Source organism: Okeania hirsuta (assembly GCF_003838195.1).
Classification (GTDB): domain Bacteria; phylum Cyanobacteriota; class Cyanobacteriia; order Cyanobacteriales; family Microcoleaceae; genus Okeania; species Okeania hirsuta.
On sequence record NZ_RCBY01000079.1, the window covers coordinates 1 to 18,653 of the forward strand.

The 18,653-nt window shown below is 36.6% G+C and carries 23 protein-coding genes and 1 pseudogene; 10 read left to right on the forward strand and 14 right to left on the reverse strand.

Features of this window, described 5'->3' with window-relative positions; genetic code table 11:
- The coding region (locus tag D5R40_RS35280) for a hypothetical protein (protein WP_161564995.1) at window positions 1-181 on the forward strand (181 nt) is incomplete at its 5' end.
- A 49-nt stretch (window positions 182-230) separates the two neighbouring features.
- Here the strand turns inward: D5R40_RS35280 and folP are convergent.
- From folP to D5R40_RS14890, 3 genes are all read right to left on the reverse strand, one after another.
- On the reverse strand, window positions 231-1,091 hold the full coding sequence (gene folP, locus D5R40_RS14880) for a dihydropteroate synthase (protein WP_124154831.1): 861 nt from the start codon (window positions 1,089-1,091) through the stop codon (window positions 231-233).
- 695 nt (window positions 1,092-1,786) lie between these two features.
- Window positions 1,787-2,512: a triose-phosphate isomerase gene (gene tpiA, locus D5R40_RS14885; RefSeq protein ID WP_124154832.1), complete on the reverse strand. Its 726-nt coding sequence runs from the start codon at window positions 2,510-2,512 to the stop codon at window positions 1,787-1,789.
- Window positions 2,513-2,786: 274 nt separating this feature from the next.
- On the reverse strand, window positions 2,787-2,972 hold the full coding sequence (locus D5R40_RS14890) for a PCP reductase family protein (protein WP_124154833.1): 186 nt from the start codon (window positions 2,970-2,972) through the stop codon (window positions 2,787-2,789).
- Between the two features lie 736 nt (window positions 2,973-3,708).
- On the opposite strand from D5R40_RS14890, the gene D5R40_RS14895 reads away from it, so the two are divergent.
- Entirely contained in the window at window positions 3,709-5,283 is a 1,575-nt protein-coding gene (locus tag D5R40_RS14895) for a peptide ligase PGM1-related protein (RefSeq protein ID WP_124154834.1), read from the forward strand.
- 60 nt (window positions 5,284-5,343) lie between these two features.
- The gene (locus D5R40_RS35285; RefSeq protein ID WP_124145494.1) at window positions 5,344-5,679 is read left to right on the forward strand and encodes a hypothetical protein; all 336 of its coding nucleotides are present in this window, start codon (window positions 5,344-5,346) and stop codon (window positions 5,677-5,679) included.
- A gap of 24 nt (window positions 5,680-5,703) precedes the next feature.
- On the opposite strand, the gene D5R40_RS14905 is transcribed toward D5R40_RS35285, so the two are convergent.
- The 3 genes from D5R40_RS14905 to D5R40_RS39605 all read right to left on the reverse strand — a co-directional run bounded on the left by D5R40_RS14905 (window position 5,704) and on the right by D5R40_RS39605 (window position 8,745).
- Window positions 5,704-6,282 (reverse strand): TIGR04376 family protein, encoded by a 579-nt coding sequence (locus D5R40_RS14905; protein WP_124154835.1) that lies wholly within the window; start codon window positions 6,280-6,282, stop codon window positions 5,704-5,706.
- A 331-nt stretch (window positions 6,283-6,613) separates the two neighbouring features.
- Entirely contained in the window at window positions 6,614-7,981 is a 1,368-nt protein-coding gene (locus D5R40_RS14910; protein ID WP_124154836.1) for a hypothetical protein, read from the reverse strand.
- Window positions 7,982-8,583: 602 nt separating this feature from the next.
- The gene (locus D5R40_RS39605; protein WP_240038994.1) at window positions 8,584-8,745 is read right to left on the reverse strand and encodes a hypothetical protein; all 162 of its coding nucleotides are present in this window, start codon (window positions 8,743-8,745) and stop codon (window positions 8,584-8,586) included.
- 222 nt (window positions 8,746-8,967) lie between these two features.
- Between D5R40_RS39605 and D5R40_RS14920 the strand changes: the two genes are divergently transcribed.
- Both D5R40_RS14920 and D5R40_RS14925 read left to right on the forward strand, forming a co-directional pair.
- The gene (locus D5R40_RS14920) at window positions 8,968-9,189 is read left to right on the forward strand and encodes a hypothetical protein (RefSeq protein WP_124145490.1); all 222 of its coding nucleotides are present in this window, start codon (window positions 8,968-8,970) and stop codon (window positions 9,187-9,189) included.
- 67 nt (window positions 9,190-9,256) lie between these two features.
- A pseudogene (locus tag D5R40_RS14925) lies at window positions 9,257-9,742 on the forward strand (DUF29 domain-containing protein).
- A 119-nt stretch (window positions 9,743-9,861) separates the two neighbouring features.
- Here D5R40_RS14925 and D5R40_RS14930 read toward each other — a convergent pair.
- Both D5R40_RS14930 and D5R40_RS14935 read right to left on the reverse strand, forming a co-directional pair.
- Entirely contained in the window at window positions 9,862-10,170 is a 309-nt protein-coding gene (locus D5R40_RS14930; protein ID WP_124145489.1) for a type II toxin-antitoxin system RelE/ParE family toxin, read from the reverse strand.
- A gap of 55 nt (window positions 10,171-10,225) precedes the next feature.
- Window positions 10,226-10,438 carry a ribbon-helix-helix domain-containing protein gene (locus D5R40_RS14935; protein WP_240038993.1) on the reverse strand — a complete coding sequence of 71 codons (213 nt, stop codon included), beginning with the start codon at window positions 10,436-10,438 and terminating at the stop codon, window positions 10,226-10,228.
- A gap of 272 nt (window positions 10,439-10,710) precedes the next feature.
- Here D5R40_RS14935 and D5R40_RS14945 point away from each other — a divergent pair, with 272 nt between their 5' ends.
- Both D5R40_RS14945 and D5R40_RS14950 read left to right on the forward strand, forming a co-directional pair.
- Window positions 10,711-11,286 (forward strand): Uma2 family endonuclease, encoded by a 576-nt coding sequence (locus D5R40_RS14945; RefSeq protein WP_124145488.1) that lies wholly within the window; start codon window positions 10,711-10,713, stop codon window positions 11,284-11,286.
- Between the two features lie 89 nt (window positions 11,287-11,375).
- Window positions 11,376-11,822 carry a DUF29 domain-containing protein gene (locus tag D5R40_RS14950; protein ID WP_124145487.1) on the forward strand — a complete coding sequence of 149 codons (447 nt, stop codon included), beginning with the start codon at window positions 11,376-11,378 and terminating at the stop codon, window positions 11,820-11,822.
- Between the two features lie 333 nt (window positions 11,823-12,155).
- Here D5R40_RS14950 and D5R40_RS14955 read toward each other — a convergent pair whose 3' ends face one another.
- The 4 genes from D5R40_RS14955 to D5R40_RS14970 all read right to left on the reverse strand — a co-directional run bounded on the left by D5R40_RS14955 (window position 12,156) and on the right by D5R40_RS14970 (window position 13,467).
- Window positions 12,156-12,347, reverse strand: a complete 192-nt coding sequence (locus D5R40_RS14955) for a DUF6887 family protein (RefSeq protein ID WP_124145486.1) — start codon at window positions 12,345-12,347, stop codon at window positions 12,156-12,158.
- Entirely contained in the window at window positions 12,344-12,796 is a 453-nt protein-coding gene (locus tag D5R40_RS14960) for a hypothetical protein (protein ID WP_124145485.1), read from the reverse strand. The genes D5R40_RS14955 and D5R40_RS14960 overlap by 4 nt, the downstream gene beginning before the upstream one ends.
- Window positions 12,797-12,812: 16 nt before the next feature.
- Window positions 12,813-13,163 (reverse strand): hypothetical protein, encoded by a 351-nt coding sequence (locus tag D5R40_RS14965; protein ID WP_124145484.1) that lies wholly within the window; start codon window positions 13,161-13,163, stop codon window positions 12,813-12,815.
- A gap of 94 nt (window positions 13,164-13,257) precedes the next feature.
- Window positions 13,258-13,467: a hypothetical protein gene (locus D5R40_RS14970; RefSeq protein ID WP_124145483.1), complete on the reverse strand. Its 210-nt coding sequence runs from the start codon at window positions 13,465-13,467 to the stop codon at window positions 13,258-13,260.
- A 429-nt stretch (window positions 13,468-13,896) separates the two neighbouring features.
- Between D5R40_RS14970 and D5R40_RS14975 the strand changes: the two genes are divergently transcribed.
- From D5R40_RS14975 to D5R40_RS42650, 3 genes are all read left to right on the forward strand, one after another.
- Window positions 13,897-14,454 carry a hypothetical protein gene (locus tag D5R40_RS14975; RefSeq protein WP_124145482.1) on the forward strand — a complete coding sequence of 186 codons (558 nt, stop codon included), beginning with the start codon at window positions 13,897-13,899 and terminating at the stop codon, window positions 14,452-14,454.
- Between the two features lie 359 nt (window positions 14,455-14,813).
- Window positions 14,814-15,035: a hypothetical protein gene (locus D5R40_RS14980; RefSeq protein WP_124145481.1), complete on the forward strand. Its 222-nt coding sequence runs from the start codon at window positions 14,814-14,816 to the stop codon at window positions 15,033-15,035.
- A 171-nt stretch (window positions 15,036-15,206) separates the two neighbouring features.
- Window positions 15,207-15,329: a DUF29 family protein gene (locus tag D5R40_RS42650; protein ID WP_205127400.1), complete on the forward strand. Its 123-nt coding sequence runs from the start codon at window positions 15,207-15,209 to the stop codon at window positions 15,327-15,329.
- Between the two features lie 594 nt (window positions 15,330-15,923).
- Here D5R40_RS42650 and D5R40_RS14990 read toward each other — a convergent pair.
- Together D5R40_RS14990 and mnmG are read right to left on the reverse strand one after the other, a co-directional pair.
- Window positions 15,924-16,196 (reverse strand): glycine-rich domain-containing protein, encoded by a 273-nt coding sequence (locus D5R40_RS14990; RefSeq protein WP_124145480.1) that lies wholly within the window; start codon window positions 16,194-16,196, stop codon window positions 15,924-15,926.
- A 275-nt stretch (window positions 16,197-16,471) separates the two neighbouring features.
- On the reverse strand, window positions 16,472-18,376 hold the full coding sequence (mnmG, locus tag D5R40_RS14995) for a tRNA uridine-5-carboxymethylaminomethyl(34) synthesis enzyme MnmG (protein WP_124154837.1): 1,905 nt from the start codon (window positions 18,374-18,376) through the stop codon (window positions 16,472-16,474).
- Window positions 18,377-18,653 lie beyond the last annotated feature (277 nt).

Below are 18,653 nucleotides of genomic sequence, written 5' to 3' on the forward strand. Positions count from 1 at the left end.
AAGAGGGAAGAGGAAAGAAGGCTACCCTCGCAAGAAAAAACCATCATTTCCTGTAGATATTCACCCTTGGGTTTACACAAACGATATAAACGGACATGATATAAGAAGGAAGAAGGAAGAAAAAAATGGATGGGAACTCAAACCCCAACCAATTCAACACCGTGTAGAGGGTGGGGTATAAACCCAAGATAAAAAAATAATTTCTACTCTTATTCTTCCTGACTCCTGAATTATTTTAACCCTTCTTCTTCCTTCCTAAAAATAACATCTGCAACTCGACAAACTTCAGACATTTCTTTAACATCGTGAACTCGTAAAATATCTACAGACTCAGCGATCGCCGCCACACAACCTGCAGCAGTTCCCCAAACTCTTTGTTTAGCATCAGGTTGATTTAAAATTTTACCAATAAAACTTTTACGAGATAATCCTACTAAAATCGGACAATTTAAACTTTTAAACCTTGATAAATTGCGGATAATTTCTAAATTTTGTTCGTAATTTTTAGCAAAACCAATACCAGGGTCAATAATAATTTTATCCCTTTCAATTCCCGCTGTTATAGCAGCCTCTATTCGACTCTCTAAAAATTGATATATTTCCCCAATTAAATCTTGATAATCTGTCAATTTTTGCATTGTTTTTGGCGTACCCTTAATGTGCATTAATACAATCGGCACTTTGAGACCAGCCACCACTGAAAACATATCTGAGTCATAAGTTCCCCCAGAAATATCATTAATTAAATTAGCACCAACTTCCACAGCTTTTTGTGCAACTACTGCTCTAGTTGTATCAACAGAAATAGGAATTTCAGCACAAATATTTTGCTGATTTCTTAATAACTTAATTATTGGTAGAACCCGATTAATTTCCTCCTCCAGAGAAACAACTTCAGCCCCTGGTCGAGTAGATTGACCGCCAATATCAATCATATCGGCACCATATTCTACCATTTTTTTGGCTTGTTTTAAAGATGTTTCTAGCGTATTAAAATCACCACCATCACTAAAACTATCTGGCGTTATATTCAAAATACCCATAATATAGGTACGTTTTCCCCAAACAAAATTTTGATAGTAATTGTGCATATTTGATGATGTTTAATAATTAAGGTTTGCTGAATAAAGTATGAGTGGTAGGGGTAGGAGACAGGAGACAGGAGACAGGATAAATGGAAATCATAGAGGAGGTAGTCGTAAAAATTGTAAGAGTGATTTTTCTGCCATAATCATCCCAAAATACTAGCTTTGTTGCAGCTCTTTAGACCGAAAAGCTTGCACTTTTTAAAGGCAAAAAAAGGCTGAAACCAATATCATTCAATGCTTTGATATTTAATCAGCAAGCCCTAATTAACCCACTAACAGTTTAGATGATTTATGAGAATTTATTTTAGGATAATTTAAGCAAAAGGGAAGAAAAAAATTGTCAACTATAACTGTTAGTAGAACAAAAACTAGGTCGAAGAATTAAACCAAATCTATACATGATAGTGAGGCTTTATTCTCCATAATTATTACAGAAAAATCAAGGTATAAAGCCTCTCCATTCATGGAGAAAAAGAAAAAAATTCCTTTTAACCCAATCCTCTCCTTGAAAAGAAGAGGTAATTCTAAATTATTAATTCTTAATTCTAAATTCTTGAACACCAATTTATAGTTATGTTATAGTGCAAATTGTTTAGGAAATTAGTAAATTTATATTTCTATTTTGCTGTAACATACTCTTTTTTCCTCCCTTTTTTAATTTCTCAAAGAAGTCTAATTAATCATCAATAATCCTGAAATTATTTATAATTAATTAGACGAGAAAAACTATCTGGCATTAAACTTGCTCCCCCAACTAAAGCACCATCAATTTCTGGTTGAGCCATAATTTCATCAACATTATTAGGTTTAACAGATCCACCATATTGAATAGTGACATTAGAATTAGTTAACTTACTACGAATTAAACCAATAACACGGTTAGCTTCTTTAGCTTCACAAGTATCACCAGTACCAATTGCCCAGATAGGTTCATAGGCAATTACTAGATTTTCCTGATCCACATCAATTAAATCTGTGGCCAACTGAGAAAAGATATGTGATTCTGTTTCACCAGCAGCTCTTTGCTCCTTAGATTCTCCCACACAGAGAATAGGGGTTAAACCATGCTTCTGAGCAGCTTTTAAGCGCAAATTAACTTTTTCGTCAGTTTCACCAAAATGTTGACGACGCTCACTATGGCCAACAATTACATAATTAACTCCAATTTCCTTGAGCATTGGGCCAGAAATTTCTCCTGTATATGCTCCCTCATCTTCCCAATGCACATTTTGGGCACCCAACTTTATCCGACTCCCATGCAAATTTTTTGACATAAAATCTAGTGCAGTAAAGGGAGTGCAGAGAACTACTTCAGGTTTTTCAGGGATTTCTGTGAGTTGAGACATTAAACCCTGGAGAAACTCTTTAGCTTCTGCTTGGGTTTTGTACATTTTCCAGTTCCCAGCAATTATAATTTTTCTCACTGTTGATTTTGTAGACCTCAAACTTGACTATCTGCAACACTCCAGTCTAAGGCTTTATGAGTCCTTTTTCTAGACTTCAAAGAATAATTGTTTTCCTCATCACAATTGTGTTGATTGGAATGTTGTTATCAAACAGGATTGGGTCGTGCCACCCCGCCAAGAAATGGCGAAATATTTTTGGAGCGGAGCTCAAATCCCCTACTTCCCCTCCACCAGAGGGGTTAGGGGTGGTTTGACTTTTGACTTTTAACTTTTAACTTTTGACTTGATTATCCTACTGGCCAAATTCTAATCGAGCTTGCTCAACTATTTCTGCTGTGACGACTTCTTGCTCTGCTTCTCTGGCCAAATCTTCAATTCGCTTTCTTGCCTGAGCTCGAACAAAATAGGGAATATTTTTTAATTTAATTTGAGCTTCTGGCGTCCATTGTAATTCGTGATTAAAATTAGAATCAGTCATATTAAATCTTCCAGCATAGGTTTATCTGCCAGGGATGAAAATCTCTAGCTAATTAAGGAAAGTTCTCTTAGATTAGAACTCATATTACTTTATTATTTTTATTAGTCCATTTTAACTTAACTTTGTATTCTCAGAAATTCCAAACTAACTATTAGAAAAATTTTAGGGAACTGGAAATATAAAATTTACAGCACTTTTTAAGATGGTGAGGTACAGTTCAATATTAATCTCTATTCCCGACTTCCAATTTGGTACCTTTCTCCTGCCTTATTATACCAATTTAAAAAAAGAATGTTACTAATAATAAGTGCGATCTAAATACTTTAAAGAAAATGTCCCTTTGAGAAAAAAGAGAATTTACTAGCTCAAAACTGGTATTGAAGTCATTCATTCTGTACGTCGCCAATCCGACAGCTCCCCTACCTGACTCCTAAGAAATACCCTAGCTATTTGTAGCAAACATTGATGAAATTGGTATTACTCAGACTTTCTCTAGAAAAATTGCGATCTAAGTACAGAGGAATTTGAGCATGAGAATGCGATCACATACCATGGGACACCATTACCCTCAATGTCTTCCCCAAAAGCTTGTCTGTTCCCTGCTATAGTTATATATAGTATGTTTCATATCAGTGAGGTACATCTGGCGGGCAAGATGCCCGCATTTTATTGTTAATATTTGTAGATCATATACCACCGAATCTCTTGTAAAACTTAAGAATAATATATAAATGTGATGACAAAACTACATATTTATGAAGCAAAACAAGCCTCAAGATTTCGAGAACTACAAAATTCTTTACGCGATCGCTGGGAAAGTATAGATTTATGTGACCATGGTGACTCCGATATTTTGATTATTCCTTCTGTGACACTCGACCAACGGGAGTTGCAAAAGATAGAGGGCAGTCATAATTATGAAGAACGATATCTATTTTCTTTGATTCGTCTGCGTAACCCCAGAACTAGACTAATTTACATTACTTCCGAACCTCTGCACCCGAGCATCATTGACTATTACTTACAACTATTACCAGGAATCCCATTTTCCCATGCTCGCGAGCGACTACTCCTATTTGCCACCTATGATACTTCTGCAAGACCTCTAACAGAAAAAATTTTAGAACGTCCCCGCCTCATTGAGCGTATTCGTCTAGCATTGCGCCGGGATAAGTCCTACATGGTTTGTTACAACTCCACTTCACTTGAGCGAGAGCTATCCCTACAGTTAGGTATTCCTCTATTAGCATCAGACCCTGATTTGAATTTTTGGGGGACTAAAAGTGGCAGCAGGCAGATATTTACTGAATGTAATATACCTCATCCTGATGGGAGTGAGTTAGTTTGGAATGTTGATGATTTGGCATTAGTAACAGCGCAGTTATGGGAGCGTCAACCTCACCTACAACGAATTGTGATTAAGTTGAATGAGGGATTTTCAGGGGAAGGTAATGCGTTGTTAGACTTACAACCATTGCACAAAGAAGTGAATAGTGATATGGTGACAGCAATAAGCGATAGTTTTAGCACACTGCGCTTTCAGTCTGGTGATGAAACTTGGGAAAATTTTAGTCAGCGTATTTTTGAGTTAGGAGCGATCGCAGAAGCTTTTATAGAAGGAGATGTGAAACGTTCGCCAAGCGTACAAGGTCTGATTAATCCCAAAGGAAAAGTTGAAATTATTTCTACCCATGACCAAATTTTAGGTGGACCTGATGGGCAAATTTTTCTTGGTTGTCGTTTTCCTGCTGATGAAGCTTACCGATTACAGTTACAAGAATTAGGTATGAAAGTGGGAAAAAATTTAGCGGAAAAAGGTGCTTTAGATAGATTTGGTGTGGATTTTATTGCTGTATATCAAGGTGAAAATGCTACCCCAAAATGGGATTTATCTGCAATTGAAATTAACTTGCGTCGTGGTGGTACAACTCATCCATTTATGACATTAAAATTATTAACAAATGGATATTACGATCGTACTACTGCTTTATTTTATAGTCAGCAGGGACGGGCAAAATTTTACAAAGCTACTGATAATTTACAAAAAAGTCCTTATCGGGGTTTATTACCTAATGATTTGATGGATATTATTGCCTTTAATCAATTACATTTTGATAGCTGTACTGAGACCGGAACTGTATTTCACATGATGGGTTGTTTATCACAATTTGGCAAATTAGGTTTAACCAGTATTGGTAATTCTCCTGAACAAGCGGAAGAAATTTATCAAAAAGTTGTTAATGACCTAGATATTTCTTGTCAAACTTCCAGTAAGTTTGGTGTTCAACATTTCGGTTTTAGTTCTTTCTAGAGAAAAATTATTGAAGAAGGAGTCAGGAGTCAGAACTCAGGAGTCAGGAGGGAAAATTGCATGGGGATTCTAACCCCAAACAATGAGGTAATAATTAATTGGCTTGCGCTCAAAAGTCTTTTAGTAGGGGTAGGAGACAACCCACCCCTCGCCCCTCCCCCTCCCAGGAGGGGAATACAGGAGACAGGAGTCAGAACTCAGGTGGAACGGGGAATTATAGAGGAGGTAGGAAGAAAAGTTATCCCAAGATTGTTCTGTCATAATCGTCCCAAAATACTAGCATGCATGAGCTTTTTACACCAAAAAGCTTGCACTTTTTTCGACCAAAAAAGGCCAATACCAATATCAATCAATGGTTTGAAATTTAATCAGCAAGCCCTAATTATTAATTATTAATTATTAATTATTAATTAATGAATACTACTTTCCCATATTCCGCTTCATTTTTTCTAATTCTTCATCTGTTTCTAGACTTTTAAACTGTTCTTCCAATGGGTCTAATGAATTAGCAAAATTATAGAAATTGGTTTGATTCCAGCCATCGGTTTCCCAGCGTCTTTCATTCTTAGCAGTATAACGGTTAGCTTCAGCTTGAACAGCTTTTGCTCGTACTTCCTCCCGACGTTGTTTAATTTGACGATAGAGTTCTTTCGCTTGTTGGATGCGCTGCTTACATCCTTGCATCTGTCCCCAATGTTGATTACCTTGGCGTAAAAAAAATGCTTCCCTTTCTTGAGCAGCCTGAGCTAGATCGGGTCGATTAGCTGTTCGCGCTTTTTCCACTCGGTTATGCCAACGCTTCACTTCTTGCGCAGTTGAAAGAATATCTTGCTCTGATTTTTTTTCTTGGCGCTGTAGTTGCGCTATTAGACGCAAAGTGTCTTCTTCTTGTTTGCGTAGTTGCTCTTCGAGTGCCTGAAGTTCTAAATGAGGATTATTCCGCAGAAACTCTTCAAGCCGATTTTCTAGAAATTCGCTGAAATCGTCAAATAAACCCATAGTTAAGATTACATAAAATTAAGAGTATTAGGCAGTGGAAAATTTAACTTTTAATTAGCTATCAGCATTTCAGCTTTCAGCTTTCAGCACGCTAACAGCTTGAGTTTAAATCCCCGACTTCTAGCTTGTCGTTTAATTTCTAAGAGGGGTAGCGTATCCCCTTCTCAAAAGCTTATTGCTAAACGCCGATAAGCTGTTTACTGAGCATTCCGGACCGAAACGAAACGCTTTTTAACTTATAGAACTTGAAATTATAGCAGGGAACAGTGGGAAAAACATTGTCTAGCATAAGCCATAACCACTATGGCTATTGCGATACTAACAGCTATCACTAAAACTGTTGCCCTACAAAAACAGAACGAACTTCACCATTACGGCGAATTACAGCTTCTTGGTTTGCCACATTAACAAGAGTCCAACCACTACCACCAATATTCTCGCCTACATATATCCGACGCGCTACACCCTCAATTTCAAATAAAGCAGCCGAACGTTCCCCTAACTCCAAAATACCCACTAAGGTATTAATAGGAATCTGAACTTGACTTTCTGCCACTGCTTTCGTCGCAGGTATTTCTGCTGGCGGTGGAGGTAATTGTAATGGTTGTGTTGGCGCTTGTGACTCTTCTGATTTTGCTTCTGTTTCAGATTGAGTTTCTGCTTCTGGTTTAGTTTCAGGTTGGGACTGGGATGATGCTTCCGGTTGGCTTGTTGCTTCCGGTTTTGTTGCTACTTCTTGTGTTGGTTTAGCTTTCTCTTCTACTTTTGCCGTTTCTGCTTTTGCCGTTTCTGGTTTAGCTTTCTCCTCTACTTTTGCCGTTTCTGCTTTTGCCGTTTTTGTTGCTTCCGACCTTTCTGTAACGTTTTCAGCAGCATCTGCGGAGGCAGAAGCATTAGATGCAGATGCTGCTGATAGCTTTGGGGAAGATTCGGTAGACTTTGGTGCTACTGCTACTGCTGAAGGTACAACACTTGGCACTGGAGGAATTACCACCACTTTAGTTTCTGGAATAGTTATAGGTGCTTTTGCTACTTGTGCCTCCATGAGATCAACCAGTCGGTTGAGCGGTAATAGTAAGCTAGTGTTTGTTGGTTGGTTTGCAGGTACTGGTATTGTTGGTAAATTGTTGCTTGGTGGGGCGGGTGGTATACCAGGAATTTGTTGTTGTTGTTTGCGAGTTGCTTCTTTTTGTTCAATCATTTGGAGCGATCGCTCTATATATTCAGCAAATTCTTGATCTGCTACTGCTCTAGGACTTAATGTTTCTGATGATTCATTTAGCTTTTCTACATAACCTAAATAACCCAAAATTTTATCGAGTCCTCCCCTAGTTACTAACCACAAAGAAAGGGTGACTAATATAGAGGCAAAAGCTGCCCCTAAAAGTAGTTTATCTAACGATTTGCTTTGTTTTTTTTCTGCTTCTAATTTAGCTAATTTTGCCTTTTCTTCTTTGTCAATTTCTTGAGGTTGAGTATTATTTTGAGGCAGAACAATTTGAGGAACCTTAATTTGCGTTAAAGAGACAACTTCTGGTCTAGCTACTTGAGTCGGTAAGCGACTACCACCATCCAATACTCGGTCAATATCACGGAACATATCGTCCATCAAATTCTCAGCAAGATTATCTACCGAAATAGGCTCTTTAAATCTTGTTTTTTCTGAATTTTCTTCAGTTTTTTGGTAGTTCGTGGTCATATTCTTTTTTTACTCCCTATCCTCAATAATTTTTGATTTAAGAGTTTGTTTAATTTTGATTCGGATATTTTAGTTTACCAATATTATCTAGTAACTGTGTCTCATAATGAGATTAATTATAGACATTTTAACTATAGTTTATAAGTTATTCAGCATTTAAGCTATATATCTTAAATTTTGGAAAAGGGAACAGGGAATACTGGAGCTGGCAAGAAGGAATATAGAATCTAAATTAGTCTACTACATAACTCTACTATCATTATTTTGAGTTTTTGTCAATAATTATTTGACTTTTTGGCCAAATTTCAGATTTATTTGTAGCAGTGTTGGTTGTTTAGAAATTTGGTACAGCAATCTTTGTCAGCGTTCAATAATTAACAATTAATCATTACCTATCCTGAAAATTATAGGATTAGCGAACATATTTTTTTTACTTCTTTAAAAAACAGGATTAAAATCTTAATTATTCTGTAAATTATGCTCATCTAGTGAATATTTATAGAGAGATATTATTGATTTTTTTTTGTAAAAAAACTAAGATAGATATTGAGAAAATAATAGATAAAAAATAGAGGTCTATTGAACCAGACATGATATTACTTTTAAGTTGCTACAGGCAAGCGACCTTCAACTCTCTGATATTGCTTGGTTAAGAGCCAGGTTTGACTGTCTTCGTAGGTATCACTAGAAAAAGATAGTTGATAATTTTCAGCGGGATTATAAATATAGCTTTGACCTGAAGTATTGGCGATTAAAATTAACACTTGAGGGGGAAAAGCAGTGCGGTCAATCCAAAGTTCGGTAAACTGTAAATTGAGAGCTAGGTCTGTCTGAGTTTCTGTTTCTGGTAGGTCTTCGACTTGTTGGAAGCGTTGTCGTAATTTTGTTAATATAGTTTCATCGCTACTTTCTACATCGTAAGCGCTGCTATCTACGGCACGAACGATTATATTTGGCTCTTGTCCGTTGTCTGGATAGTATAGGTTATGGAAACACTAGAAGAGGCTCTTATAATAGTCAACCAACTTTCCATCGAACAAAGAGAAATGTTATTAGAAATTGTTAAAAATCAAATGATTGAAGCTAGTCGAGAGGAAATAGCTCAAGAAGCAAAAGAAGCGATCGCCTCTTTTCATAGAGGAGAATTACAATCTCAGTCTATAGAAAATATTATCACTGAGTTACAAGCAACTTTAACAGAAGATTAATAAGAAAAATTGTTTTCACCCCCAAATTTAAACGGTCATTTCGTAAATTTGTGAATAGATATAAAACATGGTTAATCAAATTACCGATCTAAAATTACTGTATGAAGTAGATGATTTATTGTGGTTAGAAAAAACAATCAAACTACTAAATAATCGTCAATTAGAAAACCTAGATTATGAAAACTTAATTGAGGAATTAGAAGCCTTGGGTAGAAGTGAAAAAAGTGCTGCTCAAAGTTTCGTTATTTTAATTATTCAACATTTACTACTTTATCAATATTGGGAGGAAGAAAGAGCTAATAACTCTAGGCATTGGCGTGGATAAATTTTTGCTTTTCGGACTCAATTAGAATTAAAAATCACAACAAACATTCCCCCCTTACCAAGGGGGGTTAGGGGGGATTCCTCTCTAAGGAATCATTTAGCTGAACGACTTGACTATCTTTATAGTAAAGCTAGAAAAAGCGCTCAAATTAAATCAGAACTTCAATTACCAGAAATTAACCCTTATTCTCTTGAACATATATTGGATGAAGATTGGCTACCAGAGTAATTATTTAACATCTCCTTCTTTATCAATATGAGCATCAGTTACATACATAATTTTTTCCCATTTCATATAATCAACTAAAAGGTAAACCCACGCGGGCAAGATGCCTGCACTGGCAACATTTAATTGTCAATATCTGTACTTCCAAATAAAGACTCTAAATTACGATATCCACTAACTATTCTCACGATTTCTATTTCTACCTCAGTTACTTGATAAAAAATAATATAACCATCTAAGGGCATACCACTAAAATAAGGCGTAATCTGAGCATAACTTCGCCCCATCTTAGGAAAGTTAATTAAGTTTTTACACTTATCATCAAAGCGTTTAATAAAACGTTCGCCTGCTTCTAAACTAAAGTTACTAAAATAATCAGAAATCTCATCTAGATCGCGAATAGCTGCTTGAGATAAACTATATTTATTCACTTAAATTTTCCTCTCGCAACCGCTGAAATTTTTGCTTTAATTGTGCAATAACAATTTATCCATCAACTTTTTCACCCTTTTCTAATTGTTCTAAACCTACTTTAACTTGAGCGCGAGTTTCATCAAGCCATTGTTGATAATCTTGTTCTTGTTTTTCTAATAGTTTTAACGCCACATCAATCGCCTGTTGAATATTGGTATACCTTCCCTTAGTAATTTGGGATTGAATAAATTTTTCTTGTTCGGGACTTAAGATAATATTCATCATCCAATTTAAAAAATAAACTATATTTAATTCTATCCTTAAATTAATATTGTTAGTTGGTGGTGCGTTAATGAAATGTAACGCACACTACAAAAATCTTTAACTTTTAACTCCAACAATTGGATAATCGGCTATAATAAATATTCTTAACTTCTTGGTTAAGATGTAGAAATATTAGACTCTCTTCAAACATTATCTGGAGAGGATATTTTACCAGGATTTATATTAGATATGACAATAATTTGGTAGTTAACTCTGAGGAATAAATAACCAAAATGACAAATTTGACTATCGAGCTTAACTCAGTAATTGAGATGACAGAAGAACAATTTTTTCAACTATGTCAAAAAAACCCGGATTTAAGATTTGAAAAAAATGCTAAAGGAGATTTAATTATTATCTCGCCGACGGGAGGAGAAACTGGAAGTTATAACGCTGCATTAACTTCTAAAATTTGGATTTGGAATGATCAAAGAAAGCTAGGTATAGTTTTCGACTCATCCACAGGTTTTAAACTCCCAAATGGCTCTAACCGTTCTCCCGATGCTTCCTGGATACCTATAGAAAAATGGAATAATTTAACTCCCGAACAAAGAACTAAATTTTTACCTCTTTGCCCTGATTTTTTAATCGAATTAATGTCACCTTCCGACAGCTTATCTAAAACTAGAGAAAAAATGAAAGAATATCTGGAAAATGGAATGCAGTTAGGTTGGTTAATTAATCCTAAAAATCGGCAAGTAGAAATTTATCGCGTTGGTAAAGATGTGGAAATATTAGACTCTCCTGAAGTATTATCTGGTGAAGATGTTTTGCCTGGATTTATATTAGATATGACAAGAATTTGGTAGTTAAAATTGTAAATTTATCGACATATACTGAAAAATTATCGAAATTTTTGTTGCGCGATCGCTAAATTTTTCACAAATAGACACAAAATATGATTAATCAAATTACCGCTCTAAAATTACTGTATGAAGAAGATTATTTCCTGTGGTTAGAAGAAACGATCAAACTACTGAATAATCGTCAATTAGAAAACCTAGATTATGAAAACTTAATTGAGGAATTAGAAGCATTGGGTAGAAGTGAAAAAAGTACTGTTGAAAGTTTCGTTACTTTAATTATTCAACATTTACTATTTTATCAATATTGGTCAGAAGAAAGAGCTAATAACTCCAGGCATTGGCATGGAGAAATTTTAACTTTTCGGACTCAATTAGAATACAAACTCACAATAAATTTACGAAATCATTTAGCTGAACGACTTGACTATCTTTATGGCAAAGCTAGAAAAATTGCTCAAGCTAAATCGAGACTTCAATTACCAGAAATTAACCCTTATTCTCTGGAACAAATATTGGATGAAGATTGGCTACCAGAGTAGTTATTTAACTTTCCTGGCGGGAAGTCCCGCGCTCTCCCGCAGGGGAGCGGAGGGATGGGAAAGCCTGGGCTCGGATTCGGACACCTTCATAAGCTAAACGTTCATATGCCCTTGACAAGCTAGGAGCATTTTGTTATTATGCCATGTCAACACAGGGGGAGGACATCACCTCTGTCTAAACAGCAGTCAGGGTTTCCCAGACTGAAGAATCCCTATGGGTCCGGTAAGGGCAACGTCGGGAGTATGTCAACATCTCTTCTTCTATCAATACGATTACACCACATTGTAGGGAGGTTCCATGGAACCTCCCTACAGGGTTATCGTTCGGACGATTTATGGTTTTTGTTTTTTGATTTCTGCTAAAATTTCTGGTGATCTCTCTAAATCTTCGTTAGATAACTTACGTCCTGGTTTAGATGTCAGGCGATCGGCTAAAGCATAAAACGCCTCGGTATCGTCTCGATGAGCTAATACATAAGCTCGTAATTCTGATTCATTCATGGTTTGAAAATTAGGATGATTCATAGAATTTTTACCTCATCATTTCTGTCAAACTGTAAATTGAGAGCTAGGTCTCCCTGAGTTTCTGTTTCTGGTAAATCTTCAACTTGTTGGAAGCGTTGTTGTAATTTAGTTAATATAGTTTCATCGCTACTTTCTACATCGTAAGCACTGCTATCTACCGCACGAATGATTATATTTGGCTCCTGTCCGTTGTCTGGGTAGCATAAGAATGTGCCGTCGATGATTTGGGTAACGTTGCTGGCTATTTGTAACAGGGTGTCTCCAGAGACTCTGGTTTTGGTATCGGCTAATTCATGGAGGGGATTTTTATTGGTTCCCAAACATTCTATGTCTAATACTTCCCATTCTGTACTGGCAAGTTTTGAGCCGAGTAATTGCAGAATATCCGCGAGATTGACTGTTAAGGTATTGTTATTTGGTTGGCGATCGCTGATGGTGATTCCACGCATATTTCCTCCTTGGGTTCTAGTCTGGTTGTTCTAAGGGTTCGGCAGCACCTCTGACAAAGCCAGAAGTAGTACCTATTTTGGGGTCGTTGATATAGAAACGGTGTTGATGAGGCGGTACTGGATGTTCAGGACGTATCCTGCCACTGCGGGGAAAAGTGGGACTGGTAAAGTCGATGTCGCGGACGGGATTACCGCTAGCGTCATATTCCCGTCTTTGATAAATTCTGTTGTTAATGGTATCCCACCGCAGCACTGAATGAGGGCCTATTGCTTTGGTATCGAGTCCAGAAATTCTGGACGGTCGATGACTTTTGTAAACTGGGGTTCCATCTGCATATTTGGCGTAAATTTCTGGTTGTGAGGGCATCAAGCATTAGGAAGTTTTGAGATTAAAAAAAGGCAAAAACATAGGAGTTGGGCAACTAGGAAGTCGCCTCATGTTAATACCCCAGGGGAAACCTTTATCCACGAACGGCGCGGATTACTTTTGCTGCCGAGTGGGCGATCGCGCAAATAATGATGGAAGTACCAATGGCACTACCAATTATCAAACCAACTTCTTGATTTTCGATTGCCAAGTCGGTAATTTTATCTATTAAATTAATGGGTCTAGTTTCCTGGACTTCGGTATAAGTTGTCTGTTTTTGGTTTTCTGGAAAGTTATTTTTCATGATTATTCTCCAGTATTAAAAGTAAAGTTGCTTAATTTTCACTGTAACTAATACTGAAGAAAAATATCGTCCAACTTTGCCTCAATTTTAGGTAAGAATTAGTGAGGGAGAATTGGGAATATTGAACTGATTTTGCCTCACTAACTCTTACACATTTAGTAATTGACTCTGGATAAGTAGTAGTAGTAGTAGCTTAACCAAAAGACTGGAGTCATGGAACTAAATCATTTAATTAAGGATGCGACCTCAATCACTAATATTATCACATTCATTACTTCAGAGTTTTTAATGATAATCATAGAATGATGGTGATTACGATCGCTGAATTTTACGAGTGTGATCTTGTACTAGGTTGATATTGTATCACTACAGTAGGTAATCCTACATGGTAAAAAAAAGGCAGTAGTAGTAAAATAAAAATGTAATGTCATGGGACGAAAAGCAAGTTCAATAAAACTTAACGAAGAAGGCATAAAAATGATTGATACAGCCAGAAAGAAAAAAGGTTGGAATAAAACAGAGCCGAAGTGGTGTTGGGATGCAGAAGTCTCCGAATCAACTTTGAAACGCTTTATTAGTGGCAAACCTATTTCCCCTAAAAATTTTCAAAGCTTATGTGAAGTTGTAGGAATAAAAGAATGGCACTCCCTCGTTGATTGGGAAAATAGTGACAGTACCGTTCCCCAACTTCCTGAAGAACTTCTCGACACTTCCCTTACCGAAAACAAACCACAATCTAAAGGAGGAATAGCTGTAACTGGGGTTTTCACTTTCGATAAAAAGCTGGAAGTGGAAATGGTATTGGAGCGTTTACGGGAGGTTTTAATGGAATGCAAAATTGTAGTTAAATCTCCACAGGAACCTCAGTCTTACTATGGATGTTCTGTCTATGGTCTTTTTAGTCTAGATCAGCAATTAGAAATTGAAGTAGCATTGGAGCATCTAAAGCTACTTTTGCTTACTTGCACAATTACATGGCGCGGCTGAAATACCTCTGAAACCTCCAACGATCAAACATAGAATTGATAGTTCCTCAATATTATCGATGAAAACTTTTATAAATCAGGATGCAATATCAAGGATGGGTTTGGAGACCAAACCCCCTAAAACCCCCTACAGAATTGCTATTTTTCATTTTCGATTAATTGTCTTCTATAATTAGAAAACCTAGATTATGAAAACTTAATTGAAGAATAGGATGATTCATAGAACTTTTACCTCACCATTTCTGTCAATTTGTCTGAGCTTAATAAAGCAAGGGATGAAACAGTCCCCTACTAAAATATAACCAAACTAAGTTATAATTTAGGGAAAATAATAGTAATTAAACTAGGATAGTATAGATTATGGCAACACTGGAAGAGGCTCTTATAATTGTTAACGAACTTTCCATTGAACAAAGAGAAATGTTATTAGAAATTGTTAAAAATCAAATGATTGAAGCTAGTCGAGAGGAAATAGCTCAAGAAGCAAAAGAAGCGATCGCCTCTTTTCATAGAGGAGAATTACAATCTCAGTCTATAGAAAATATTATCGCTGAGTTACAAGCAACTTTAACAGAAGATTAATGAGAGAAATTGTTTTAACCCCAAAATTTAAACGGTCATTTCGATAAATTATTGAAATTTTTGTTGAGCGATCGCTAACTTTTTCACAAATACATACAAAACATGGTTAATAAAATTACCGATCTAAAATTACTGTATGAAGAAGATTATTTCCTGTGATTAGAAGAAACAATCAAACTACTAAATAATCGTCAATTAGAAAACCTAGATTATGAGAACTTAATTGAAGAGTTAGAAGCATTCGGTAGAAGTGAAAAAAGTGCTGTTGAAAGTTTGGTGACTTTAATTATTTAACATTTACTACTTTATCAATATTGGGAGGAAGAAAGAGCTAATAACTCTAGGCATTGGCGTGGATAAATTTTTGCTTTTCGGACTCAATTAGAATACAAACTCACAACAAACATTCCCCCCTTACGAAGCTAGGGTGCATTGTTCTCTACGGAATTATTTAGCTGAACGACTTAATTATCTTTATGGCAAAGCTAGAAAAATTGCTCAAGCAAAATCAGAACTTCAGTTACCATAAATTAACCCTTATTCTCTGGAACAGATATTGCCTGATTTACAAGATTATATTCAGTTATTTAAAAGGTTAGGAATTAACAACTAAAATTACTTAAAGAAAATAGTTCAAGCTGTAAAGGATTTTCTTTTGGAGTTGTATTAATATTTTTTTCAGTAATATTAATTAAATGTTGACCGAGCAAATACATAAATTTGGGTGGAATACTTTCGCCGATTTATTCTCTGATTAAACTATCTGATGCTTGCTTAATTTTTTTGTTTTTCCAAATCAAAGGTCCCCATTGATAATTAAAATCTGAAATAGTATGTAATTTGGAAGCTTCAGCTAAAGAGAGTACGCGATTTTGTGTGGGATGAATATTACGATCTGAGCGCAGTATCCAGGATATGATAATGCCAAAAATCGTCTATCTCAGTCGTTGGTAAAACTTCAGCATTAGGACATAAAAACATCAAGGTCAGAAATTGTTTATAAAGTTCGGCAACTCGATCCGCTTTTTCTAAAGTCCAACCCTTGTCCTCCTTGGGATGAGTGATTTTGAAAATAATTGGTTCTAAATCCAATTTAGCTAACTTTTGCTGGAACTCCTCCAGATTAGTAGCAGATTTTGCGATGGCAGGTAAATGGTTCATTAAATACCTCCAAAATAAAAATAAAGGTAAAATTCTAGTGACCAATTATATATATGCTGTCCTAAAATGAATAATGTATTAGAATATCTTTATAATTATCCAAAAGAAACAAGGATTACAGGAGAGTCTAGTAGGGTGTGTTAGGGTTTGCGCAGCACTCCGCAGGAAAGCGTAACGCACCGCCTCTTCCATAATATTCGGTGCGTTACATTTCATTTTCATGTCACGCAGTGAAACGCACCCTACAAAAGCTTCTAACTTTTGACTTTTGACTTTTAACTTTTAACTTCCACAAGTCGATATTGCACTTCCAAATAAACCAACAAAGCATTAATATCTGCTGGATTTACTCCCCCAATTCGAGAAGCTTGCCCAATAGTTAAAGGCTGAACTTTTGACAATTTTTCCCGCGCTTCCATCGACAATGTATCAATAGCAAAATAATCTAAATTAGCAGGTAACTTCCGATTTTCTTGCCGACTTATTTGGTCGATTTGATTTTGTTGTCTTTGCAAATAACCGGAATATTTAATATCAATTTCTGATCCTTCTTTTTCCACTAATTTTAAATCTAAATTCCCCAAATTATACTTTTCTAAATCTACATAATGGAAACCAGGTCGGCGTAACAAATCTGCCAAAGTAATCGAACCTTTAATTCTTGTCTGAGTATCGGCAACAATATTAATAGCTACTTCTTCTAATTCTTTAATTCGAGTTGATTTTAACCGAGCTTTTTCCCCATTAATATTAGTTCGCTTCCTCTCAAATAACTCCCACCGACGGTCATCTATTAAACCAATTTCTCGACCCAAAGGAGTTAGTCTTTGGTCAGCATTATCAGACCGTAAAATTAAACGATATTCCGAACGACTTGTCAACATTCTATAGGGTTCTCGCAAATCTTTGGTACATAGATCGTCCATCAAAGTACCAATATAACTTTGTTCCCTGGGAAAGATAATCATCTCCTTATTCTTAACAAAATGAACCGCATTTATTCCCGCCACCAAACCTTGAGCTGCTGCCTCTTCATATCCAGTTGTACCATTAATTTGACCGGCACAAAATAACCCCTCAATTTTCTTAGTCATCAACGTCGGATAACATTGAGTCGCAGGCAAATAATCATATTCCACCGCATAAGCAGGTCGCAACATCACACAATTTTCCAAACCAGGCAAACTCCGCAACATTTGTAATTGCAATTTCTCTGGCAAACCAGTAGAAAACCCCTGAATATAAAGTTCAGGAATATCACGACCTTCCGGTTCAATAAATATTTGATGACTACTCTTATCAGCAAACCGCACAATTTTATCCTCAATACTCGGACAATAACGGGGACCCTTCGCATCCACCCACCCACCATAAATAGGAGACAAATGCAAGTTATCGCGAATTAATTTGTGAGTTTCTGGAGTAGTGCGGGTGAGATAACAACACATCTGTTCCCGTTCCACCCAAACTTCCGGATCGAAACTAAACCAACGCACTTTTTCATCCCCTGGTTGCGGTTCTAGATCGGTGTAGTCAACCGAGCGTTTGTCAACTCTGGCAGGTGTACCCGTTTTCAGGCGTCCGGTTTCAAAACCAAGTTTATTCAGGGTTTCAGTCAGACCAATAGCAGGAAATTCTCCGGCGCGACCTGCTGGCATAGATTTATTGCCTACCCAAATGACTCCACCGAGGAATGTTCCGGTAGTGAGGATAACAGCTTTACATTTGAAAGCGACACCGAAGTAAGTTTCTACTCCTATAATTTCGTCGTTGTCTCCCAAAACCAAGTCTGTCACCATACTTTCCCGAACTCGGAGGTTTTCTTGATTTTCGACAATATTACGCATAACAGTCGCGTATTCCCGTTTGTCAGTTTGAGCGCGTAACGCCCAAACAGCAGGTCCGCGAGAAGAATTGAGAATGCGTTTTTGCAGATAAGTGCGGTCTGCCATTTTGCCTATTTCTCCACCTAAAGCATCGACTTCGTGAGTAAGTTGAGATTTTGCGGGTCCCCCAACAGCGGGGTTGCATGGTTGCCAGGCAATTTTATCGAGGTTGAGAGTTAGTAAGAGGGTGTGGCAACCTAGGCGTGCGGAAGCAAGGGCGGCTTCGCAACCCGAGTGTCCGGCGCCTACTACGATGATGTCGTATTCTTCTTGGAAATCGAAATTTTTGGTCATTTTATTAGTTAAAAGTTATTTGTTAGAGCAAATTCCAGGTATTATGAAGTGCGAGAATCTTGCCCGCGTGCCCGATCTTAAAAATTAAATGTTCCCAGTGCGATTTTTCGGGAACCGTGCATCTTACTCGCTTCAGGGTGTACCTCAGTTTACAAAAATGTTCTAAGCAATATTTTTTAATTTGAGTATTAAAATATTGCCCAAAATCACTTGAGTTATTGTTTAAGTTTATAGTATAACATTTATTACCAATAATGACCTACAGAAATGATTTTGT